At 51.4% G+C, this 20,884-nt stretch carries 14 protein-coding genes; 5 read left to right on the top strand and 9 right to left on the bottom strand.

Annotated elements, in window-relative coordinates; translation table 11 throughout:
• Positions 1 to 78: 78 nt before the first annotated feature.
• The 3 genes from Pan161_RS18600 to Pan161_RS18590 all read right to left on the bottom strand — a co-directional run bounded on the left by Pan161_RS18600 (position 79) and on the right by Pan161_RS18590 (position 2,806).
• Positions 79 to 1,650: an ABC transporter permease gene (locus Pan161_RS18600; RefSeq protein WP_145229664.1), complete on the bottom strand. Its 1,572-nt coding sequence runs from the start codon at positions 1,648 to 1,650 to the stop codon at positions 79 to 81.
• Positions 1,650 to 2,360 (bottom strand): ABC transporter ATP-binding protein, encoded by a 711-nt coding sequence (locus tag Pan161_RS18595; RefSeq protein WP_145229662.1) that lies wholly within the window; start codon positions 2,358 to 2,360, stop codon positions 1,650 to 1,652. The genes Pan161_RS18600 and Pan161_RS18595 overlap by 1 nt, the downstream gene beginning before the upstream one ends.
• A gap of 149 nt (positions 2,361 to 2,509) precedes the next feature.
• Entirely contained in the window at positions 2,510 to 2,806 is a 297-nt protein-coding gene (locus tag Pan161_RS18590; protein ID WP_145229660.1) for a hypothetical protein, read from the bottom strand.
• A 530-nt stretch (positions 2,807 to 3,336) separates the two neighbouring features.
• Between Pan161_RS18590 and Pan161_RS18585 the strand changes: the two genes are divergently transcribed.
• Positions 3,337 to 4,452: a hypothetical protein gene (locus tag Pan161_RS18585; protein WP_145229658.1), complete on the top strand. Its 1,116-nt coding sequence runs from the start codon at positions 3,337 to 3,339 to the stop codon at positions 4,450 to 4,452.
• Positions 4,453 to 4,825: 373 nt separating this feature from the next.
• Here Pan161_RS18585 and Pan161_RS18580 read toward each other — a convergent pair whose 3' ends face one another.
• The 6 genes from Pan161_RS18580 to Pan161_RS18555 form a co-directional block, all read right to left on the bottom strand.
• Positions 4,826 to 6,229: a polysaccharide deacetylase family protein gene (locus Pan161_RS18580; protein ID WP_197995399.1), complete on the bottom strand. Its 1,404-nt coding sequence runs from the start codon at positions 6,227 to 6,229 to the stop codon at positions 4,826 to 4,828.
• A gap of 396 nt (positions 6,230 to 6,625) precedes the next feature.
• Entirely contained in the window at positions 6,626 to 7,813 is a 1,188-nt protein-coding gene (locus tag Pan161_RS18575; protein WP_197995398.1) for a DUF1501 domain-containing protein, read from the bottom strand.
• A 19-nt stretch (positions 7,814 to 7,832) separates the two neighbouring features.
• On the bottom strand, positions 7,833 to 9,173 hold the full coding sequence (locus Pan161_RS18570) for a DUF1800 domain-containing protein (RefSeq protein WP_145229652.1): 1,341 nt from the start codon (positions 9,171 to 9,173) through the stop codon (positions 7,833 to 7,835).
• A 58-nt stretch (positions 9,174 to 9,231) separates the two neighbouring features.
• The gene (locus Pan161_RS18565; protein WP_145229651.1) at positions 9,232 to 12,609 is read right to left on the bottom strand and encodes a M56 family metallopeptidase; all 3,378 of its coding nucleotides are present in this window, start codon (positions 12,607 to 12,609) and stop codon (positions 9,232 to 9,234) included.
• A 66-nt stretch (positions 12,610 to 12,675) separates the two neighbouring features.
• On the bottom strand, positions 12,676 to 13,104 hold the full coding sequence (locus Pan161_RS18560) for a BlaI/MecI/CopY family transcriptional regulator (protein WP_145229649.1): 429 nt from the start codon (positions 13,102 to 13,104) through the stop codon (positions 12,676 to 12,678).
• Between the two features lie 373 nt (positions 13,105 to 13,477).
• Entirely contained in the window at positions 13,478 to 14,623 is a 1,146-nt protein-coding gene (locus Pan161_RS18555) for a serine hydrolase domain-containing protein (RefSeq protein WP_145229647.1), read from the bottom strand.
• Between the two features lie 515 nt (positions 14,624 to 15,138).
• Here Pan161_RS18555 and Pan161_RS31240 point away from each other — a divergent pair.
• The 4 genes from Pan161_RS31240 (at position 15,139) to Pan161_RS18540 (ending at position 20,872) form a co-directional block, all read left to right on the top strand.
• Complete coding sequence (locus Pan161_RS31240) at positions 15,139 to 15,261, top strand: hypothetical protein (RefSeq protein ID WP_261342926.1); 123 nt, start codon at positions 15,139 to 15,141, stop codon at positions 15,259 to 15,261.
• Positions 15,262 to 15,264: 3 nt separating this feature from the next.
• On the top strand, positions 15,265 to 15,528 hold the full coding sequence (locus tag Pan161_RS18550; RefSeq protein WP_145229645.1) for a hypothetical protein: 264 nt from the start codon (positions 15,265 to 15,267) through the stop codon (positions 15,526 to 15,528).
• Between the two features lie 158 nt (positions 15,529 to 15,686).
• A complete protein-coding gene (locus tag Pan161_RS18545; protein ID WP_145229643.1) occupies positions 15,687 to 16,283 on the top strand; it encodes an RNA polymerase sigma factor in 597 nt (198 codons plus the stop codon).
• Between the two features lie 56 nt (positions 16,284 to 16,339).
• Complete coding sequence (locus Pan161_RS18540) at positions 16,340 to 20,872, top strand: serine/threonine-protein kinase (RefSeq protein WP_145229641.1); 4,533 nt, start codon at positions 16,340 to 16,342, stop codon at positions 20,870 to 20,872.
• The last annotated feature ends 12 nt before the right edge of the window (positions 20,873 to 20,884 follow it).

The following is a 20,884-nucleotide window of genomic DNA, read 5'->3' as shown; positions in this document are numbered from 1 at the left end:
TTTGCAGGGACCGAGCAGATCGGCGCGAATACGCATTTCTCGACATGTTATTCATTTCGTGGCCTTGTGGAGCCTTTCTTAGTCGTGTCGCAAGGCGGTGATCGGATCAATGCGGGCGGCCCTGCGCGCGGGCAGGATCGTTGCCAGGGTGGTGACGAACATGCTGAAGGCCAGTACCAGCGCCAGCAGCCACAGCGGGAACTCAATTACGTGCTGCTGCTCGAATGTTTTATTCAATTGTTTTTCCAGTAGGGAAATGGTGTATGATTCGATCGGTATTTTGATCGCCAGACCGATTGCCAGCGCGCAGAGTCCGCCGATCAAACCAATCAACGCCCCTTCAATCAGAAACAGCATTTGAATTTGTCCCTCACGTGCGCCCAACGCTTTCATAATACCTATTTCCCGCGTGCGTTCGACGACGCTCATGACCATTGTATTGGCGATGCCCACGGCGGAGATGACTAACGCGAAAATGGCAACCAGAGAGACGATAAGAGTGACCTGGCGTACCTGTTCCTGAATGAACTCGACCATCGAGATCAACGAGTATTCTTGCAGACCCATTTTGCGAATCTGTTCCGAGACGGCTTTGAGGTTCGATTCATGATCAACTAATACTGTCGCTTGATAGAAACCTGATTTCTTAATGTTCGGGATACGCAGCGCAAATTGGGTGGCCGTTTTGACAGGCAGCAGGAAATCAGCAAAATCATCGGCTTGAGCGATCCGCACATGGTCGTTCGTTTCACTCTCGGTAGGGCAGCGATAAATTCCGGCCACCGTAAATTCCTGGGCGATAATTCGTTCAAAAGATTCAGCCAACTGGGATGGATCAGCGGGTGTTGGCTGAAACGCTTTCTGCAAAGCGGCACGCTCTGGTTCAGGAAAATTCAAATCATCGATTAGCGTCGGTATACGATCCAGTGCACTATTTAAGGCGGATAATTCTTCCTTGCTGAACTCCACATCGCCTCCATTGCGACGCGAGAGAGAATACGCCACGCTATCCTCTTCAACGCAGTATTCAATTCTGACTTTGGTGCCGATCAGTTTTTGCATCTGGGAAGGAGTAATATAACCCCACTTCCAGGCGACAAACTCGTTGAGCAGAATCACCGGTTCACTGTCCGTCTCAAATGCTTTACCCACCAGAATACGTGCACGCAACACTTCATCACCGGCTGCGACCGAGGCTCCCATTCCCTGCAGTTCCTTATCACCCTGGATGAGTGTGACGTAGGCGGACATTTGAGGGTGGATATTTTGCACATGCTCGAGTGCTTCGATTATTTCAATCCGTTCGCGCGTCAGTCCGACTCTCTCGCTGCCATGTTCAAATCGCCAGTGGCGTATGAGCATTTTACGAAGACGCGCTCGCAGTGATTCGTCTAAATCGCGATCCACTTCCAGTTCCGCTTCAGGTATCTCACTTTCGTCGACACTCCAATTCGGAGAGACGTGGATCTGCCGCAACTGTTTGCTCATGCTGAAGACCCGCGTGATCGCATCCTGAACGCCGCTGCGCGAGGCCAGCGCGAAGAGTAACATCAAGGAACCGATGACCACTCCAATCAGCGAGAGGACCGTGCGGGATTTCTGTCGCCGAATGGCAAGAAATGACATGGAGACGATGTCAGTAAACTTCATTAGTTGTCCGCTCCTGAATCGTGATCCAGTCGGCCATCCAGCATATGCAGTACACGGGTAGAAAAGCGATAGGCCAGTTCTTCGTCGTGTGTGACAAGGAGTGTTGCTGTTTGGGAATTATCGGTGAATTGTCTGAGAGATTCCAGGATTTCCGCGGCTGTGGATGAATCGAGATTGCCCGTCGGTTCATCTGCGAGCAGCAGTTCGGGACTGTTGATCAGAGCCCGCGCAATAGCGACCCGCTGCTGTTCGCCGCCCGAGAGTTCGCTGGGTCGATGTTCCATTCGACCTGTTAACCCCACAGCCGCCAATGCCTCCTTCGAGGCTGCCATCCGTTCTGCCTTGCCACGACGGGCGAATACCATCGGTAACTCCACATTCTGTAATGCCGTCCGCCAGGGGACGAGATTATAGGCCTGATAGATCATACCTACACTCACTCGCCGATAGTCGGCAATGGCCGCCGGCGAAAGTTCTGAAAGAATCTTTCCGGCGACACAAATGCTTCCACTGGTCGGTCGATCCAGCCCGGCAATCATATTCAGCAGCGTCGATTTACCTGATCCGGATTTTCCCAGCAGAGCCACGCGTTCGCCACGGCGGACTACAAATGAAACATTACGGACTGCATTTACAGCCGGCTGTAAATTCCCGTAGTATTTCGAAACGTCGGTAAGTTCTACGAGAATATTGTTCTTATTGTGTGGCATGAGTATTCGTTTTTCGGATGTTACTTCTTTCGAACTTGTACTGTATTGATTCGACAAATGAGCAGAACGATTTGGCCAACCCAAGTGCTGTGAGTGACTATTAAAATGATAAAGCGTATGCGGTAATCTGCTTTCATCCATTGGTTGTCTTAACTCAATTTATTCACTGATTTATCAGTCACTGCGTTTTGATAGTGAATCAGTCGGTAAAGTCGATAGTAGCCGATTCGTGCCATCCCGATCATTAGCATCGCAAATGCTATCGGAAGTAATGTAATGCAGAAGAGCGGATTCCATAAAAGTGCAACCTGGGATATCACAAACGTGAAGCCAGCGAGTGCCCAAAACGGATACGCAATTCGCTTTTGTGATTCCAGGTTATCGATGGATAGAATCCGCTGGAGTGATGCCTTCTCAGGTTCTGACAGCTGAACTGGTTCGGTCACGGTAGATGATCCTTATCAGCAACTAGAGCGCATCTCATTTAACCATAGCGTCTCCCGATCAATTATACTCGATCTAAATGGCCTTGGAGACGCTACAGTAAAACTGGACACAGTCTAAGATGATTCAGACTGATAAATATGGTGTGAGCTATTCACGGAAGAGTTAGAGTGACTTTGTATTATCGCAGTGTGATTGTCAAGAAAATATTGAGGTAGATGAAATAATCAAAGTATTCAGATTAAATGCCATGCATTGAGGAAAATGGTATTATGAATGACGATAGAAACTCATTAAATCTATGTCACAGCAAATGAGAACGATACAGAATGCCTGGTGCACCTGCCTGAGTTCGCGAAAAGGTATGGGTTCAGTTTGCGCGTGGGGAATCCGCGAAGCGGGTCGTTTTCGACATGCCTGAAAAGGTCTCCATACGAGTTTTTGTGCTTGATACCTTGTTTTTACTGGGTAATATTAATAGACAGTTCCCTTGGCAGATGTAAACCTCGTTCTGTTCCAAAGGTAAAGAACGATGCGCGCGCTTTTATTATCTGTTCTATTACTTTCTTTCCCCATTTCGGTCTTTGGCCAGGCAAAAATGCCCAAGGTTCAGATTGTCTTCCTGACCCCGGCTGACGTCGATGCTCCGACTGGTGTCTCCAGGCGACTGACACAAGTGGCGGATTACACGGAAGCGATGCTGGTGAAGTGGATGAAAGTGTGGGACTACCCGCCAATTCGCGAACAAATCTTCCAGCGAAACGCCGATGGTAGTGTGAAGATTTTATTCGTCAAATCGCCTGAGACTCTTGCGAGTGGAAAATTTCCGTTGAAGGACGGAAACCTGTCGCGTAAGGGTAAGCTGTTGGCAATGCAGAAATTTAAGATTCCCAAAACTTTAGATGTCTGGTGGGTTTGGGTTTACGTGGGCGATCCTCCGCTGAAGTACAGCAGTTATCTGGGTTCAGGTAGCGCGGCAGCGGGAGGGTTGTCACAGGTCAACTATACGAATCTGCCGGGTGAAATATTCCCGGAGGACAAGTTGGCGAAACCATTTCTGAAAGAATTGACTTTGAAGGGCACTATCCACGAATTCGGTCATGCACTCGGGCTTCCGCACAATGGCCCCCTCATAAAACGAGATCTAGGGATGCCTTTGATGGGAGCAACGATTGCCAACTATCGCAGAGTCATGAAAAATCAGGAAGAGCGGGGTTATGTTACGGAAGCCTCGGCAGCGATTTTGTGGAAGCATCCGTTATTTATGGGGACAGCAGATCGCCGCTATCTTATTCCCAAGGTTGTATGGCATGACATCGTCGTTAAGAATGATCGCCAGAAACGGGTGGCACATCTGACCGGACGTATTACTTCGAATGTCCCGGCGCATAGCATTATTGTTTACGACACGGCACCTGACGTACATACCCAATATTTCCAAAAACCATACGTGGCCCGTGTAGATCAAGACGGGACTTTCGATATCACGATTAGCGAGCCGGTGAGCGTGCAGGCGAAAGGGGTGTTGAAAGTCGTCGCTTGTTGCGACAACGGCACGATGACTGGTGACGGAAAAGGCCGCGGACTTAAGAGCGCGCATGAGATTAAGTACCGGACTTCGCGCACGGGGTATCAGTTAATCAAATGAAATACGGCGACTGATATTTGAGGTGTTTCTATCGGACAGATTGGTTCCTGCTTACAGTCCAGTTGGCAATAATCTTGTGCGACTTGCTCTTGCCGAGTTTAGCGGCAGGACAACCAAGTTAACCGGGCGGGCATGGTGGCAAAAAACCTATGTTAAAGATTGCTATACCGCAAACGAAGAATATCGCGGACAAACTTACACGGTCGGACTGAGATGGATCAATTTCAGATCAATGTGAAGTGAACCCTTTAACGGTGGTTTTTCTAGACATCTAGAGCGCATCTCATTTAACCATAGCGTCTCTCAATCTAGTATACTCGGTCCAAATGGCCCTCGAGACGCTACAGTAAAACTGGACACAGTCTAATCCAAGTTAATTCGGATGAGGCGTTTTTTCGATTTTATACATGGAATCGGTTGGCGGTACGTCGAACCGCAGGACGACTCCGTCAGACGTAGTCACTTTTCGAACGTCGATTTTCTGACCCTTGAGATTCGTGACCATGACAGGCTCCGTCATCCAGGACTTGGGGGGCATAACATCGATCGTCAACAATTGGTCGTAAAGTTCTGGGTCCGTCGCGCATGAAAGCTTAAGAATATTGTTCTTTATGCTCAGCCTGGCTCCCCGGCGTTCGGTCTGGTACTTATAGATGTCCGCCATGCCGGCGATCCACAGTTGACTCTGATGATTCTTCGCGATGTCCAAAGCAGCCCGGAAGTTGGCCTCGCTTGTACTGAGTCCATCTCCGATGTAGTGATAGTGCACCTTGTACCACAGCCCGCGTTCAATATGAGCATCAAGCAATCTTCGAAACGTCGCAATCCGATTTCCGTACGAGTCATCCATGCCTGTTGAATTTGACGATGCATCAAAGTGATGGTATTTATCGAGATAGTACTGCAATGGTCGCGTTGTGACCCACTGCGTTCCGCCGCCCAGATTCAATGCTGACAACTTGCTTTTCTCAGGGAACAGCTTCCAGATGGCTTTCGCTGCGTCGCCAATTTCATGTTCCATTGACTCATCATCGGCTGCACCTCGATGGTTCATTGTATGGTTTGCAAATTCGTGATTTCCGCGTTTTGCAACAGCTTCCCACTCGGCGCGGTGGTCCTCAAAAGCTGATCGCTGCCGACGATCAGGCGGATGCCCGCCCGGATTCACCATGAATGTTCCGCGGAATCCGTATTCATTCAGTAGGGGGATGGCCTTACTCAAATGAGTGGGATGTGAATCATCGAAGCGAATGCTGAACGCAGCACGCCGCCCATCGTACCAACTGCAGATCTTTGCACTCATACGCGTTTTGGGGTCCGTGGCATAACGTTCTTTCTCTAATGGAAATGGTGGCCTATTGTCCGCTGAGTCGACGACTTGAACCACAAACGAGATTTGCTCAGGCGGCACTGAGATCAGCAGCTTGTGCCATTCGATACCACTACGCCTTACAGATACGGGGAGTTCCTTTGAATCAAGCACCTGGACATCAATGAATGGCCAGGCATTGGAGCCCGTCGTCGGAAGCTCGACCAGGAGCGTCAATGGATTTCGTTCTGATTGGGGTTCAACATTGATTTGTAACTTAAACTGATCGATTGAACTGACAGAGAGTGTCGCTACCCCCGAATAATCAACAAAGTTGACTTTAGTACCAGCTACATCAGCGGCATTGACGGGGCTGAACAACAATGATGCGAATAAAAGTCCTAATGAACTACGTACCAATGAGAGAGGCTTCAACTCTTCACCTTTTCCTACACCTTGCGTCAACAAGAACCGTTCCCATCACGATTATAAAACCGAGAAAGAGTACTTTACAAGTCCGTGCAAGCGTACGCTGATGAAATCGTTCACACTAAAACCCTTCCAGACAGGATTTTCAAATCAAGTATGGGTTCGCGGTCATATATGGTCTTGGCGGTCGCCTGCAATGATCTCGTTCAGATTTGATTTCTCCAATTTCTATTCAATGACTCAACGCTCATTCTCAAGTGGTCGGCGTGGATAGAGGCTTGGCATATGCGATATCATAATCTCGATCTCCCGTTAATTAATGGCGTTGATAAGAGGGTTTGCCGAGATGCTTGTGAATCATCGTCTACAGTGCGCGTCAGAATTGATGTTTCCTGTTGATTCAGAGCGGAAACCCAGATCAACTGGTTTCTGTAATCAGGCGACCACTTTCAGAGGTTTGAAATTCCCGCCCAGGGGGGCAGTGGCATCGATGTTGAGCCAGTTGGTCAGCAGTGATGAGTATATGCTGCGGAAGTCGATCGTTGATTTCAGGTCGCCGTCATCGAGGTCGACAAGCGAAGGGTAATTGCTCAGTATTCCGGATCTGACCGATTCACCGGCGACGAAAACCGGGCCGGAGGTGCCATGGTCGGTTCCTGCAGAAGCGTTTTCCTGAACACAACGACCGAATTCGCTGAATGCCATCACCAGGATGCGATCGCTGAGGCCCGCTTGCCTGATATCAACCAGAAATGCTTTCAGCGAGCGACTGAATTCGGTCAGCAGACGTTCGTGAGAATTCTTCTGTGTAGAGTGTGTGTCGTAGCCAGGTTGTGAGACATAAAAGATGCGCGTGCCACCATCCAGGCGAATCATGCGGGCAATCAGTTGCAGCTTGCGCGCCAGTCGGTAGTTTGGAAAGCGACTATTATCGATCGACGGGTTCTTTACTGATGCTGCGAATTGTTTTGCGGCTACGTAGGAAGAACTGACGGTGCTTTGTACGAAGTTCTGCAGATCGTCGCCAGACATCGGATTATCAGGTGCCACTAATTTTGAGGCTAACATGAGTTCCTTTTCATTGTTTAACGCGATGGCGTTGGTTCGGCGTCCGATGATGGCGGCAGGAATGGCGCTATCACCTACGAAAACAGCGTCAGGTGCCGTGCTACCGGGTTGCTTCAGCTGATCAGAGGCGCGACCGAGCCAGCCCTGCCCAGTGTGATCGGCGGATTGCAAACGGGCAGAATGCCAGATCGCCATACTGCGAAAATGTGATCGGTTCGGGTTGGGGTAACCCACACCGGGGATAATGGCCAGTTGATTGTCGTCGAATAATTCTCCGGCGGCCTTCATGGAAGGAGGGAGACCCAGTGAATCGTTGAGTGTGATGATGTCTTTTTTGTCAATCCGTAACTTGTCACGGTATTTACTGTAATTCTCATCGGCAAAAGGGATGACGGTATTTAAGCCGTCGTTGCCGCCATCCAGTTGAATGACTACCAGAATACGATCACCCTTGCGCGCTGCAGATGCTTGTGCCGTCTGCGTCAGGAACGCGGGGATGAAAGGAGACAGAGACAATAATGACGACTGGTTCAGGAAGCTTCGTCGATTTAACATGGCAGTCTCCATTTTGTTTTCAGTTCAGATGGGCATGGAATCCGGTGAGCAGCGCCAATACGCTATTCATTTCAGGCGAATACCCGGCTGGAGTAATTGATTCAGTTGTCTGTTTTGTATTTACGTCACCGAGCAACAGGGTGTTCATCATCTTCTCGAATTCGTCACTATTAGTGGCGGAGTGTTTTTTTGCCAATGCGTGCAGATCGGGAGCATCGGCCGGTCGATAGACGTCTCCTGAAATCATCGCAGTTGCATAATTCGCGCGGGCGACGACGGTGCGTGTCGTCAGCCACGAGCGACCACCTGGCCAGCCGGCGACATTGGGTGGGTAGAACAGATCCAGCCCCATGCGTCCTAACCATTCACTCAACGCAAGTGTACTGGGTGGCGGATCAAATAATTCGAGTGCGCGGAGCGGTGTGATCAGGAACGAGAGTGGATCACAAATCCGCGAGTTGATATTCGCGTCGGAGAAGAACAACTCAGAACGCAGGATAGTCTCAACTGCTTTTCCAATGTCGAGATTTGTTGTGCGAAGTTGTAAAGCCAGTTCGTTGCGTGCTGTGTCGTTGACGACGCCTTCGCCGCAGAATTCGGTAATCAGTCGATCAGACAGGCGTCTGGCGATGGCAGGCTGGTGCAGCAGAATCTCCGTCAGTTGATCCGCATCGAAGTGTCCAGTCTTACCGAGAATCGTCTGCTCGCCGTCATCATGTCGACGGGGATTAAAATGGAAGTGTCCTTCCTTTACGGTCATGCCGGTGAGCGCGCGGGCTATGTGCTTCACATCAGCTTCGGAGTAGTTGCCGATACCGAGTGTGAACAGTTCCAGCAGCTCGCGGCTCAGATTTTCATTCGCATGTCCGCGACGGTTTGCTGGTGCATCCAACCAGATCAGGAGAGCCGGATCTTGCAGCATGGCGTGCAGCAGGTCACCAAAGGGGGCGGTCGCATGTTTTCGTAATGTTTCGTTTTGCCGTTGCATATACGGCAGACTTTTGACTTTTAAATTGCTGGTGGCGAAGTGGTTATGCCACATGAATGTCAGTCGTTCCTGTAACGGGGCAGGGCTAAAGAGGACGCGATAAATCCACCAGGCTTTGAGTCGCTCCGGATTGGGCTGCTGTGTCGCGGCATTGCCGATGAGGTCAGCGAGACGCGTGAAGTCAGCCGGAATACCGTCGACGCGAGCTTCGTCAGAGAGCACCCGAGAAACTGCATCCTGTGGCTTACCGCTGACATCACGCTGCAGTTCATTCCATGTTGCCCCAAAAATGCAGCGGCGATAAAGGTGGACGACACGGCCCGGGTTCCAGGGTTGCTGCGCGGTCGGTTGATAGCGATGCCAGGCACTCATATTCGTCTTCTGCTGAAATGTCGGTTTTCTGTTCTTGCCGGTATGACTCCAGGGGAACTTACTCTTGCGTACCTGATTCCGGTGCTTGATCGTCAACGACTTTGGAAATCAGTTCTGTGATGATCGGTTCTCTTTTGGCTTTCGCTTGCGACCAGGATTTCGCTTCCGGATCAATGATCAGGTCACCCAAATCAATGTTTTTGGGCATTGGGTTTTCGAGGTCTTTCACGATGATAAAGTAGTTGTTGTCCGTGCGAGCAAGAATTTTAAAGTTTGTGCCTGTAGGCAAAGTGTAATCGAATCGACCCTCGTTGTCGGTCTGAGTCTCAGGCAGTGATCCAATCATATACGGGTCATTCTGGTGGCGCGTTTCCAGGAAGGTATTTGTCAGGGGCCGGCCTTCGGGGGCGATGAGCCGCCCTGTGAGCCGACTGGGGGGGAATAATTTAAAAGTGAAATGCGTCTGTCCTTTTTCAGGAATCAGACGCAGGAGACGGGTGAGATTGTTGGTATTGTCTGTGAAGTCCATAGCGCGAATCTTACCAATTGCCAGACCTGTTGCCTGGGCATGGTCATCCTGAATTGCCTTCCCCTGGGAAGAGCCGTTGAGTCCATTTCCCCAGACTCCTTTGACGGGTTTTCCCTGTGGATCCACGAAGTTGATAGTCAATGTTATACCGGGATCAACATACATCGATAGTTCAAACTCAGGTTTGTCAACCGGTGCATCAATTTCTTTGAGCGAGTGGAACAGGGAAGGTACCAGGGAATCCGAAAGCATATTTGGCAGTTGACTCGGGTCTTTTCCCCGGTATGCCTCAATCTTTTGGGCGCCAAAACCCGGAATATATTCTCCCTCATTAATTGTCGCGCCTATCACGCCGCGACCGGGAATCACCGGGATCTCAAAGTAGCCATGTGCGTCGCTCAGGTATCTGGTATCGTGATTGCCCAGCAACCTGCGAGAACCATCGGAATAGCGAAGATATTGATCGCAATTCTCGTTTTTAGCATACGGCGAGTAGTAGATTTCTGCTGCTGCAATTGGTTCGCCGGTAGTTTTGTCAGTGATTCTGCCTCTGGCGATCACGGCTCGTCGAAATTCAATATTAAACTCGACCGGGTTGACTCCATCTCCACGGGGTACGGAGAGTGAATCGGTTTCAATGTAAGGCAGCTTACCCGGGCGAACCGCAAGTCTGTTGCGATCATATCTTCCCGTTCCTACGGGGGGAATGGGAAGCCCCTCAATACGATAACGCCCCTGTTGGTCTGTCTTTGTTGAGATATAGCCTTTCTGGTATATTGTTGATCCATACATCACCGACACAGCAACCGGGATGCCGGCAAGAGGTTGTCTGGTTTCGATATCCCGGACGACGCCATAGACGGGCACACTGGGCTGGGTGATAAAATCGAACGTTCGACCATAGTAGGCCCCCGATTCACTTCTTATTGCATAAGGACGTCCATAAACCGGTTTCATATCGCAGGCAAGTACGTGAATGACTGTGTCTGTAATACCCTGACCATTGATTCTCAGGATCACAAGATCGTCTTTCGCGGCCAAACCCGACAGTTCGAAACTGCCTGAACTGTTTGTCACGACAGGCGGAACACATTGGAGAGGCAGATGAAATTCGCTGCACGGGAAGGCAGTGTATTGAGAAGCAGAGCCTCCCAGCATTATGGCACGGTTATCTGACTTGGGGAGTGGAGCTTTGGATGTCTGCTGAAGCCATGCGTCAAACCTTGATGCATGCGGGCGCCTGAGCTGGAAAACGGATACATTTACGCCCTCAACAGGCTGGCCTTCGATGGAGAGTAATCTCCCGTGAATAGTCACAGCGGGACGAAGTTGGACAGTAAACGGTTGATTTAGAAAACCAGGCGAAAGGTAACTCTTACCATTGATGATGGGACCCGACTGTTCGGCTCGGAAGGTTGAGTAGGCGTAATTCGGTGCTGAGACAACAAGGACCGTCCACCACATATGACGGACAGAAAGATGCTGCCCACTCTCATGGTTTTTCCTTTCCTGTATGATTATATTTTTGGCAACGGTTTGATCGAAGCGACCTTCTCTGTCCACTTTTAATTCGGTGAGTAACGTTGCGGTATTACTTCCGGAGTGCCACTTCGGTCGTTGCATTCGATAGAGACGAACTCTTGTACCCGGAATCGGATTGTCGCTGGTGTCAGTGACCTGTCCCTGAATGTGGACTGTTTCTGTGTCGGTCGAATCAGTGGTACTCTCGGTTGCCACTGGTTGTTCTGCGGGCGTGGCGGCTACAGAGGTGGGGTGAATTGCTGCAGCGACGATGATGACGAAGGTGGCGATGACCGCGATGGCTGTGGTACTCCGCCAGGTCAGGTGCTGTGAAAGGGGTCTTTTGAAGTCAAGAATGGTGGTAATACGCGATTCCACATTGGAGGTGCGCGCCATGGAAACTCCTGGAGTCACGCGCTGACCACTGCCCGTTCTCAGCGATGTTGCTACTTCCAACAGGTGTCGCGCATATCCGGTACGATCTCCCGTGTGGCTGATAGCGGCGTCATCGCAGGCTTCCTCAGCCAGATCTGATAAACGCGTGCGTAACCACCAGGAGACCGGATGAAACCAGTACAGGCAGCGATTCAGTTCAGCGGCCAGTGTCACAAAGAAGTCACGTCGGGCCACATGTGTGAATTCATGCGCTACGATGGCGGTCAGTTTTTCGTCCGACCATGTTTGCCATTCTTCCGGCAGCAGTACTGTGGGGCGTACCCATCCGACGGTAACGGGTACGAGCACTTCCTGGCTTTCGCGGATGGCAGGGATATGTTTTAAGATCGCGGGCGGCAGTTCAACGAGACAGTTCAGGAGTTGTGGTCCGTCTATCATCGTTGCGCGGCGTAAGATACGTGAGGACGACCAGAGTCCTGCAATCAGTCTGGATGCAAACAGCAGGCTCACGGCGCTCCAGAAGATCAGGAGTGCGCCGGGAATCAGCTGTGTCAATTGTGGGAAGGACCAGTCTGCAACAGGCGTTGATGCGTCTGTGGCTTCCAGATACTGAGATTTCGGATGCGGCACGTTTTCAGTCTGACTGACTTGCATTTCACGATTTTCAAGTGGAACGCTATCAATAACTACAGGACCGCTGGGATTCATATTGTTACTGACAACCGGTGTGGGGTGGGCAGGTGTACGCTTCACGTTTGATTGGAAGTTCGTCCAACTGGCAGGCAACGAGAGTGAAATGGTAGGAAGTGCCAGCGTCAGCAAAGGCAGGAGCAACATACCCGCCAGGACGCCAGACCAGATGCGATGCCGCAGGTTGGAGTCCTGCAGTTTGAACAATTTCAAAGCAATCCCGGCAATCGCTGCCAGAAGCAGGGCTTTGGTAGATACATCCAGCAGGAACAGTATCCATTGGTTTGAGATCTGATACATCGGGTATCTCCGGTCAGACGGGGATCAAACTCTGCTAACGAAAGAATTCGTTGGTTCATTCATATCTTAAGAACGCTTCGTGCGTTTGGGTTTGTTGTGTTTTGCCTGTTCTTCTTCCGCCGACGCAATCTGCTGTGCCAGTTCCTGCAGGCGTTCTGAAGAGATTAACTTGTCATCCACCAGTCCGACCAGCAGGTTTTCGACAGATCCTGAACAGAACTTGTCGACAATAGACCGGACGGCGGAAGCCGCAACATTGGTTTGTTCCACCGTCGCTCGGTAAATGAAAGTTCGTCCTTCGATGTCGTGTGTGACATAGCCTTTTGCTTCGAGTCGCCGCAGCAAAGTGCGCACGGTCGACGTTTTCAGGCCATGAGTTTCATCCATGCGCTCGCGGACATCTTCGCCCGTCAAAGGCTGATCGCTCCAGACAATCTGCATGACAGCATGTTCAAGAGGGCTCAGTGCCGGCCGTTTGCTGTTTGACTTTGCCATGACAGAGATTCCATTACGTCACGATGACATTGATAAACGAGAAGTGTTACAATGTGTAACGCTACAAAATGTAACACTGTGGCGTGCTACTGTCAAGGCGATATCGAAGTATTTTCAAAAGACGGGGAATCGTTACTGGATAGTAATTCTCTCGGGTTGTGATGTGATGAGAATTACGAACAGAGATCGAATGCGAAATCACAAACCCGATTTCCCGCTGATGATGTTGGGAGCAGGACTTCAGGATACAAAAGCGTTTGGAAAATGGTGTGACAGGCGACAGCGTTCTAAACTGTTAATCAGGAGATGGCTACAGGGCAACAACACTTTTTAGATGTCGGCTGAAAAAACCTCTCACTGATACTCAACCGGTTCAATTTTCCGACGTCAGGATTTTGGTGAGCCGTTGATACAGTCCGGAAATCGGGTTGCCTTCTGAACTCGCGTCGATGGAGCGGGTGCACCAGAGGGCGATGGTAATGTCTTTGGCCGGGTGATAGCCGGCTGTGCCGAAGAGACCGGCGAAACTGGGGGCCTGGGTGAGCCAGCCTTTATTGACCACGATCCCCTGGGCATAGTACATGTCTTTCGTCCAGAACTTCATGCCGGGCGTCTGGGGAGCGAGCATGGCCTGGAAGGTTTCCGGTTTCAGTCGCTCTCCCTGTCCGACAGCGCGGAAGCCGGCGAGGGTGTCGCCGATGGTCGAATATTGAACCGCACCGCGTGCCAGCGTCCAGGAAGGATTCCAGAAGGTCGCGTCTTCATAGAAGCCGCGTTCATCAGTATAGGAATGCAGGACGGGCTCTGGAATGTAAGGGGTGCCTGGCGCGGCTGTCTCCTGCATGCTAAAAGGAGTAAGGACGCGCTCCTGCATCAGTTCGCCGAAAGGTTTGCCAGCTGCCTTTTCCAGCGCGAGACCCAGAATGACGAAGTTGGTGTGGGCGTAGTTCCAATCGCTGCCCGCGTTGAATAGAGGCTGCTTGGTGAAAGCCAGTCTGCTCAGTTCCTGCGGCGTCCACTGATGGAAGGGGTTGGCGTAGAGTTTTTTCTGAAACAGATCCATGGGCATGAAATCGGGGTAGCCGGCAGTGCCGTTAACAAGCATTTCGAGTGTGACCGTCTGCGACTCAGGCAGGTCGGGCAGCCATTTCCCTACCGGATCGTCGGCTTTCACGATGCCGGCATCCACGAGCTGATAGAACAGATTGCCCATATAAGCTACTGCGACGTTACCATTGCGAAAATGCATGTCAGCCGTCGCGGGGATTCCCGTCATCGTTTCTCCTTCCGCCAGGATCAGGAGTTCTTTTCCTTTAACAGTCACCCCGAGCAGAACTGCCTTCAACTTTTCTTTTGTCATGGTCTCGGTGACCAGCTTGCGAATAGCGGGAAGTTTCTGCTGATAGTCTGTTGGGTTCGCAGCAGCCAATGGGAGAACGGTGAAAAATAATGCAAAGCTCCCTGCCAGAAAACAGGAACAAAGAGTGACAGGACGTGTAGGATTGGTGGAGGTCTTCATGTTTCTTCCCGACAGGCAGGTTTCAGTGACATTAGATTAAGACGGATTCAGAACGGTTTCTTTTGCTTCACAAACTTATCACATCAGATCAAGAGCTCCAGGAAATGTGAGGCCAGGGCAGAGGGGTTCTGAAAAGAGGAAAAAGATTCAGCCGGATAGACGGATTTTTCAGAAAATTCCATGTTGCCGTTGATCAACGTGGGCAGAAAGTAAACGATCTCGGTACCATTCGATTGCTGTTCTGGTTGAGGCCGCGCTGTGTTTGTGAGGAGCAGTGCCCGAAAATCGAGATGATTATATAGTTCAAAATGATTATATTATGATAGCAATGAGACTGATGATGACGTTCTGGCTTGGCATTCTACTTGGTTTGTATATCCTGATAATGGTGGCTGGGGATGTACGCCGGCAGCAAAGTCAATAATGAAGAAGATTATCTCGTGGCTGGGCGACGTCTGCCTTTATAGCTGGCGTGGGGGACGCTGCTGGCGACCTGGTTTGGGGCGGCGACGGTATTGGGTTCCAGTGAAGCGGCACGCGAAGAGGGCGTGCGGGGAACGATTCTTGATCCGTTCGCGTCCGGGCTGGCGCTGATTGTCGCTGGACTCTTCTTTGCCCGACGTGTGTGGGAGATGTAACTATTGACGGTGGGGGATCTGTTCGCGCAGAAATACGGGTGTAAAACCGAACTGGTTTCCAGCGTGGTGCAGGCGCTGGGCTATCTGTTCTGGATGTGCCAGCAGGTCGCAGTCTCGCTGCTTTCTGCAGAATCACTTCCTACCGGGACACTGGCGACGGCTCTGACAGTCGTTCCTCCGGAACTGACCGGTTTACTGGCTAGTATCGCCGGTTATATGATTGGGCAATGGATTTCTCCGGTATCAGATATATCGAGCGTTTCTTAAGTTTGTCGTTGAATCAGACTGGAATTCTGCACTGGCTCCCGAAACCTGGCGACGTGACACCACTTAAGTTGACTTTCGAAAGAATTCTGAAGAATACTGATTTGGCTGTCAGATGCGGGATCGTACTGTGTATAACAGGATAAAGAAAGTACACAATTATGAACGCAACTCCTGATACACGAGCCAGTTTGCTGATTCGCGTCCGCGATCCTGCGGATCAGGCGGCGTGGCATGAGTTCGTGGAAATCTATCGGCCGGTGATTTTGAGAATGGCGCGTCAAAAAGGAATGCAGGAAGCGGATGCCGATGATGTGGCGCAACTGGTTCTGGTAGCCATTTCCAAAGCGGTCGAGCAGCGTCCCCATGATCCAGAGCGGGCAAAATTCCGCACGTGGCTGCATCGTGTGGCGCATAACGCCATTCTCAATGCGCTGATGCGCGGCAAGCCTGATCGGGGTTCAGGCAAATCGGAATTGCAGGCATTACTGAATGAACACGCTTCGCATAACGGACCCGATTCGAGCCTGTTGCGGTTAGAGTATCGGCGGGAAGTCTTTCGCTGGGCTGCCCGGCACGTGCGTCAGGAATTTCATGAGGATACCTGGAATCTGTTCTGGTTGACCGCAGTTGAGGGACGCGAGATCGAAGTTGTCGCGCAAGAGTATGGCAAAAATCGAGGTGCCATTTATGCTGCCCGCAGTCGCGTGGTGCGCAGAATCCAGGAGAAGGCGGCGGAGTATGAACGGGAAATGTAACACACACCTGTTAGAAGCGAGAGGGCTGTGTGTATCAGTTGTCAGGAGATAACAGAATGAAAAACAAATCAACGACATGTCATCCCGAATCGATCGAACTGTTCCTGCAGCAGAAAATGAGCGCAGGGGAACAGGCTGATTTTGAACTCCATCTGGATGAATGCAGCGATTGCCGCCAGCAACTGGAAGCGGGCGCAGCCAGCGACGATATCTGGGTGTCACTCCGGGATTCGCTTCAGGACGAGACGCTCACGCTGGAATATCCGGGTGGGAAGGATTCTGCTCTGGATGCGGTTAGAGTAAATGAAGCATCATTCTCTCACAGTTCCGTCATGAACCTGCTGGCCCCCTCGGATGATGAGCGGATGCTGGGCCGCCTGGGAACGTATGAGATTGTGGGGGTCATCGGCGCGGGAGGGATGGGCGTAGTCTTGAAAGCCTTCGACCCCGCATTAAATCGATATGTCGCTATCAAAATTCTGGCACCGCATCTGGGCAGCAGTGGAGCCGCGCGTAAACGGTTTTCACGAGAAGCGCAAGCTGCCGCTGCGGTCGTGCATGACAGTGTGATTGAAATTCATGGCGTGGCGGAAACCGAGGGGCTACCTTATCTGGTGATGTCTTATGTACGAGGACCCTCTTTACAGCGTCGACTGGATGATACCGGACCACTGGCTCTGGTGGAGATTCTGCGGATTGGTATGCAGGCTGCCAACGGACTGGCGGCAGCTCACGCGCAGGGACTGGTACACCGCGATGTTAAACCGGCGAACATTCTGCTGGCGGATGGGGTCGAACGGGTCAAGCTGACGGACTTTGGTCTGGCCCGCGCCGCAGATGATGCCAGTCTGACGCGGACCGGCATCATCGCAGGAACGCCTCAATACATGTCACCCGAACAGGCACGCGGCGAGACGGTCGATCAGGCTAGTGACCTGTTCAGCCTGGGCAGCGTGCTCTACACGATGTGTACCGGTCGGCCTCCGTTCCGTTCGGAAACCAGTTATGGCGTACTGCGACGGATCACGGATGAAGAGCCGCGACCCATTCGTGAAATCAATCCCGAGATTCCGGAATGGCTCTGTCAGATCGTCAACCGACTGATAGAAAAAGAACCCGCCGCTCGTTTCGCGACCGCCAGTGAAGTCTCAGGGGTACTGGAAGAATGTCTGGCCCACGTGCAGCAACCGACGGAAGTTCCTTTACCTTCTTCTCTCGAAAGTCAGACAGAACCCGGTGGGTTCTTTTCGAACTCAGGTCGTAAAACGGGAGTGCTTCTCATGCTCGCTGCTCTGTCCGCTGTGGTACTGGGAATGTGTTTCTGGCAGGCCACCGAACCGCCTGACATTGCCGGTGAATGGAAGAGTGAAGGCTGGGGGACAGTCATATTGAACCGCGAGGAAGCAGGACTTTATGCAGGGACCTACAAACAGCCGGACAATGTTGCCTCGGGCACGGTCGATTTAAAATGGTCGCGCATCGAACGTCGCTTTAACGGAACCTGGCGTGAGGGTGAGGCACGTTTCGGTAAACTTTCCATTCGACTCGCCGATGATGAAATTCGCGGTGCCTGGACCACCAGTCGCCAGTCGCGTGTGAATCCGGGGACACCGGAATTGGCCGATCTGTTATGGGTTCGTTCGCCTGAAGCAAATGTCCCTACAGACAACATATCCATAAAGGGACAGGTGATCTCTGTCGCTGGTGGGAAAGCGGTCCTTTCGATAGGAAAGAAAGACGGAATCAAAGTCGGGATGAAACTGATTGCCCTGGATCAGGGGCTTGTGAGAGGTAAGATTGACATCATCAAAGTAGAAGAGAATCAATCGATCGGACGAATTCATGAGAATCCGCATGACACGCCGGCCGAGGTCGGTAACCTGGTCGAAAGTCTGAAGCCGGGCACTCTGACTGCGCTGAATTCCTATTTGAAAAGTCGTCCTGCTCCACCTTCAGAGAGTGCAGGTAATGCAATCCGTCAGCTCCACCCCGAATTTTTTGGAAGTACGGAAGAATCGATCAAGGTCCGACCAAAAACGGCTGCGGAAAAAGCGATTGCCCAACTGACTCTGATTTCGTTTCAGAATCGAACGCATCGGGCCGTGCGTGGCGTCATGGTGAACGCCGGCGCTGAAACCTATGTGATCACAGCCGGCCTGGGCCCCGAGGGGAAACCGCCGATTGCCGCGCAAATGTACCTCGACATCCCGGGACGGGGAAAGATTGGGCTCGAATATCAGAAAGAGAGTACGAAAGATTTATTCCTTTACCGTACGGAGCGAAAGCTAACCGACTATCGACCGGTGGATGAGATTCAGCTGGCTGTCGGAGATCAGTTATCGGCGATTCTGTTGGGGGGGACCAGCGAATTATATGTGACTCCTCATGCCACGCGCATTACCACTCTGAAACATAAAACGAAAACTGACGCGACCGGAAAGAAAAAAGAGACTTCGCGGCTGGTGGAATTCGGAATCGATCGTCAGCTGCCTTCGGGAGTTCCCCTCTTCAAAGAGGGAAAACTTGTGGGAATCACTCGGAGCCGACCCCGATATATGAATGATAATCCCCAGGGGACCTTTGTTGTCCCAGTGGGAAAAATGGTCGAATTATGCGACCAGTTGAAACTCTCTCCTGAATCCAGGTCTACTTCAATCAAACCAGCGATCAAACAATCGGTAAGTATCGCTTCGAAGGGGTTACCACCGAAAACAGTCTCTGAAAAGGCAATAGCCAGACTGGTGCTGGTCTACTTTCGGGATCAGTCCCGCCGTGCGATACCTGGAATTCTGGTCGATGCCGGTTCTGAAACATGCGTGGTCACCGCGGGGACAGCAGGGATTATTCCCGAGGGGGCTCCCCATGCCGTTGATCGGACGTTTCTTGAAATTCCGAATCGTCCACCCATCGATGCGGTCTATCTGCCGCAGAGTACGAAAGAACTGTTCGTGTATCGGACACAGCAGAAGTTGACCGACTATCAGCCGTCAGATTATGTTTTACTGGCGGTAGACGATGAACTCGCGGCCATGTATCCCGGGAGTTCCCCGCACTTGACTTTAACTCCGCAGGCAGCACGCATCGTGTCCTTTGACAATCAAGCGGAACTGGCGTTGCCTCCTTTAAAGAAAGAACATCGGTATGAAGGCCTCATTCAACTGGATCGCAGTCTTCCCGAAGGAACTCCTCTGTTCAAGGAGGGGCAACTGGCGGGACTGACATTACTGGGGACCCGCTTTCTGGGAGAGAATGCGAATAAATCGTATATGGTTCCGGTAGAGAAGATAGCGGCGTTCTGTCGCGATTTGAAAATCGTTCCGGCAGGCAGCAGGCAACTTTCCGATGTCGTCCAGGAATTTAACCAGCAACAGCAGTTGGATCCCGTCGACAAAGGGCAGCCGCTTCTGACCGATGACGAAGTGGTGGCGTCGGTTCGCTGGGCTTTGCTGGACAAGAAGATTCCCGGACTTTCCGCGGAACAGCTACAACAATTTCGTGAAATCGCAGAGCTGCGTAGACTCGCTGCTGACTGGCGATTGGAATTCGTATCTGAAGTCGACGGCGCGGACGAGGAACGTTTTCAGGGCTGGCAGGTTCAACTGGTTCTTGATCAATCCCAGGGGGCACCGTTCAGACACGAGGTGCGGACGCGACTGTTCAATCAACTGGATGCGGCAGGACAGGCTGTCAAACTCAACGAACCGGGACCCAAAATGCCAGATGACACGCCACTGGCTGCGGCAATCCATGGTTTCAATTCCGCACATCGGAGCCTGGGAGGAATGGATCAACCGCCTTTAACGGAAGAGGAAGTTGTCGCAGCGATCCGCCGAATGAAAATCAGACGCAATGAGCTGGACGTAACCAATGCGGAATTCTCGATGTTGCAGAAAATTGCCGATCAGCGTCAGCTACCGGAAGATGTCGGCTTTGAACTTCTGACACTGTTTCAACCAGGTGATGGTTATGAGTATCTGATCTGGTCGATTCGGCTGACATTACCTCGCATTGAGAATAATGTTCCCTATCCCCGTTATACAATCATTCTCAGAAAACAGTTTATTCGCTCACAGGCGATCGATAACGGGAAGATTGCATGGGGGCCAGTTGCCAAAAACGGATTACAGGCAGGAGTCCGTTTCGAGCCCGATAATGAACAATACGCGATCGGGCAGCAGGTACTGCCTCGATTTTATTATCGTAACACAGGGAATCAATTCGTCGAAATTATGCTTCCCCGTTTATTGACTCACAATTACTACACGAAACTCTCTGCCCTGGATGAAACTGGCAAATCGATCAGCATTGATCAGGACAGAAAACCGGCAGGACCGGTAGGCTGGTGGTTACTGCCCTTTGGTTTTGGTGCTCAGCATGAAATCCGAGGTCTGCCGATTCGCCTGGGAGAAGTGGAGCGGGGGCAGGCAGAAACTGTGATTCAGTCGAAACCCGGGCAGTCGGTGCGTGTCCGCTTTACCTTACCAAATTACGCTGATAAGAATGCGCCCCCATTTAAGACGGGAGAGATTCAATTTTCAATAGCAGAACCAGGGAAAGAGATGGACGCGGCCAGCGAAACGTTGGAATAAAAGCCCGTGTGT

It is taken from the genome of Gimesia algae, from assembly GCF_007746795.1.
Taxonomy (GTDB): Bacteria; Planctomycetota; Planctomycetia; order Planctomycetales; family Planctomycetaceae; genus Gimesia; species Gimesia algae.
This window is presented reverse-complemented; position numbering and strand designations above follow the sequence as displayed.

What these genes read in the sequence shown, in the direction of transcription:
- Pan161_RS18600 (WP_145229664.1), bottom strand. Translation starts at nt 1,650, where the DNA reads ATGAAGTTTACTGACATCGTCTCCATGTCATTTCTTGCCATTCGGCGA.
- Pan161_RS18595 (WP_145229662.1), bottom strand. Translation starts at nt 2,360, where the DNA reads ATGCCACACAATAAGAACAATATTCTCGTAGAACTTACCGACGTTTCG.
- Pan161_RS18585 (WP_145229658.1), top strand. Translation starts at nt 3,337, where the DNA reads ATGCGCGCGCTTTTATTATCTGTTCTATTACTTTCTTTCCCCATTTCG.
- Pan161_RS18575 (WP_197995398.1), bottom strand. Translation starts at nt 7,813, where the DNA reads ATGTTAAATCGACGAAGCTTCCTGAACCAGTCGTCATTATTGTCTCTG.
- Pan161_RS18570 (WP_145229652.1), bottom strand. Translation starts at nt 9,173, where the DNA reads ATGAGTGCCTGGCATCGCTATCAACCGACCGCGCAGCAACCCTGGAAC.
- Pan161_RS18565 (WP_145229651.1), bottom strand. Translation starts at nt 12,609, where the DNA reads ATGTATCAGATCTCAAACCAATGGATACTGTTCCTGCTGGATGTATCT.
- Pan161_RS18560 (WP_145229649.1), bottom strand. Translation starts at nt 13,104, where the DNA reads ATGGCAAAGTCAAACAGCAAACGGCCGGCACTGAGCCCTCTTGAACAT.
- Pan161_RS18555 (WP_145229647.1), bottom strand. Translation starts at nt 14,623, where the DNA reads ATGAAGACCTCCACCAATCCTACACGTCCTGTCACTCTTTGTTCCTGT.
- Pan161_RS18545 (WP_145229643.1), top strand. Translation starts at nt 15,687, where the DNA reads ATGAACGCAACTCCTGATACACGAGCCAGTTTGCTGATTCGCGTCCGC.
- Pan161_RS18540 (WP_145229641.1), top strand. Translation starts at nt 16,340, where the DNA reads ATGAAAAACAAATCAACGACATGTCATCCCGAATCGATCGAACTGTTC.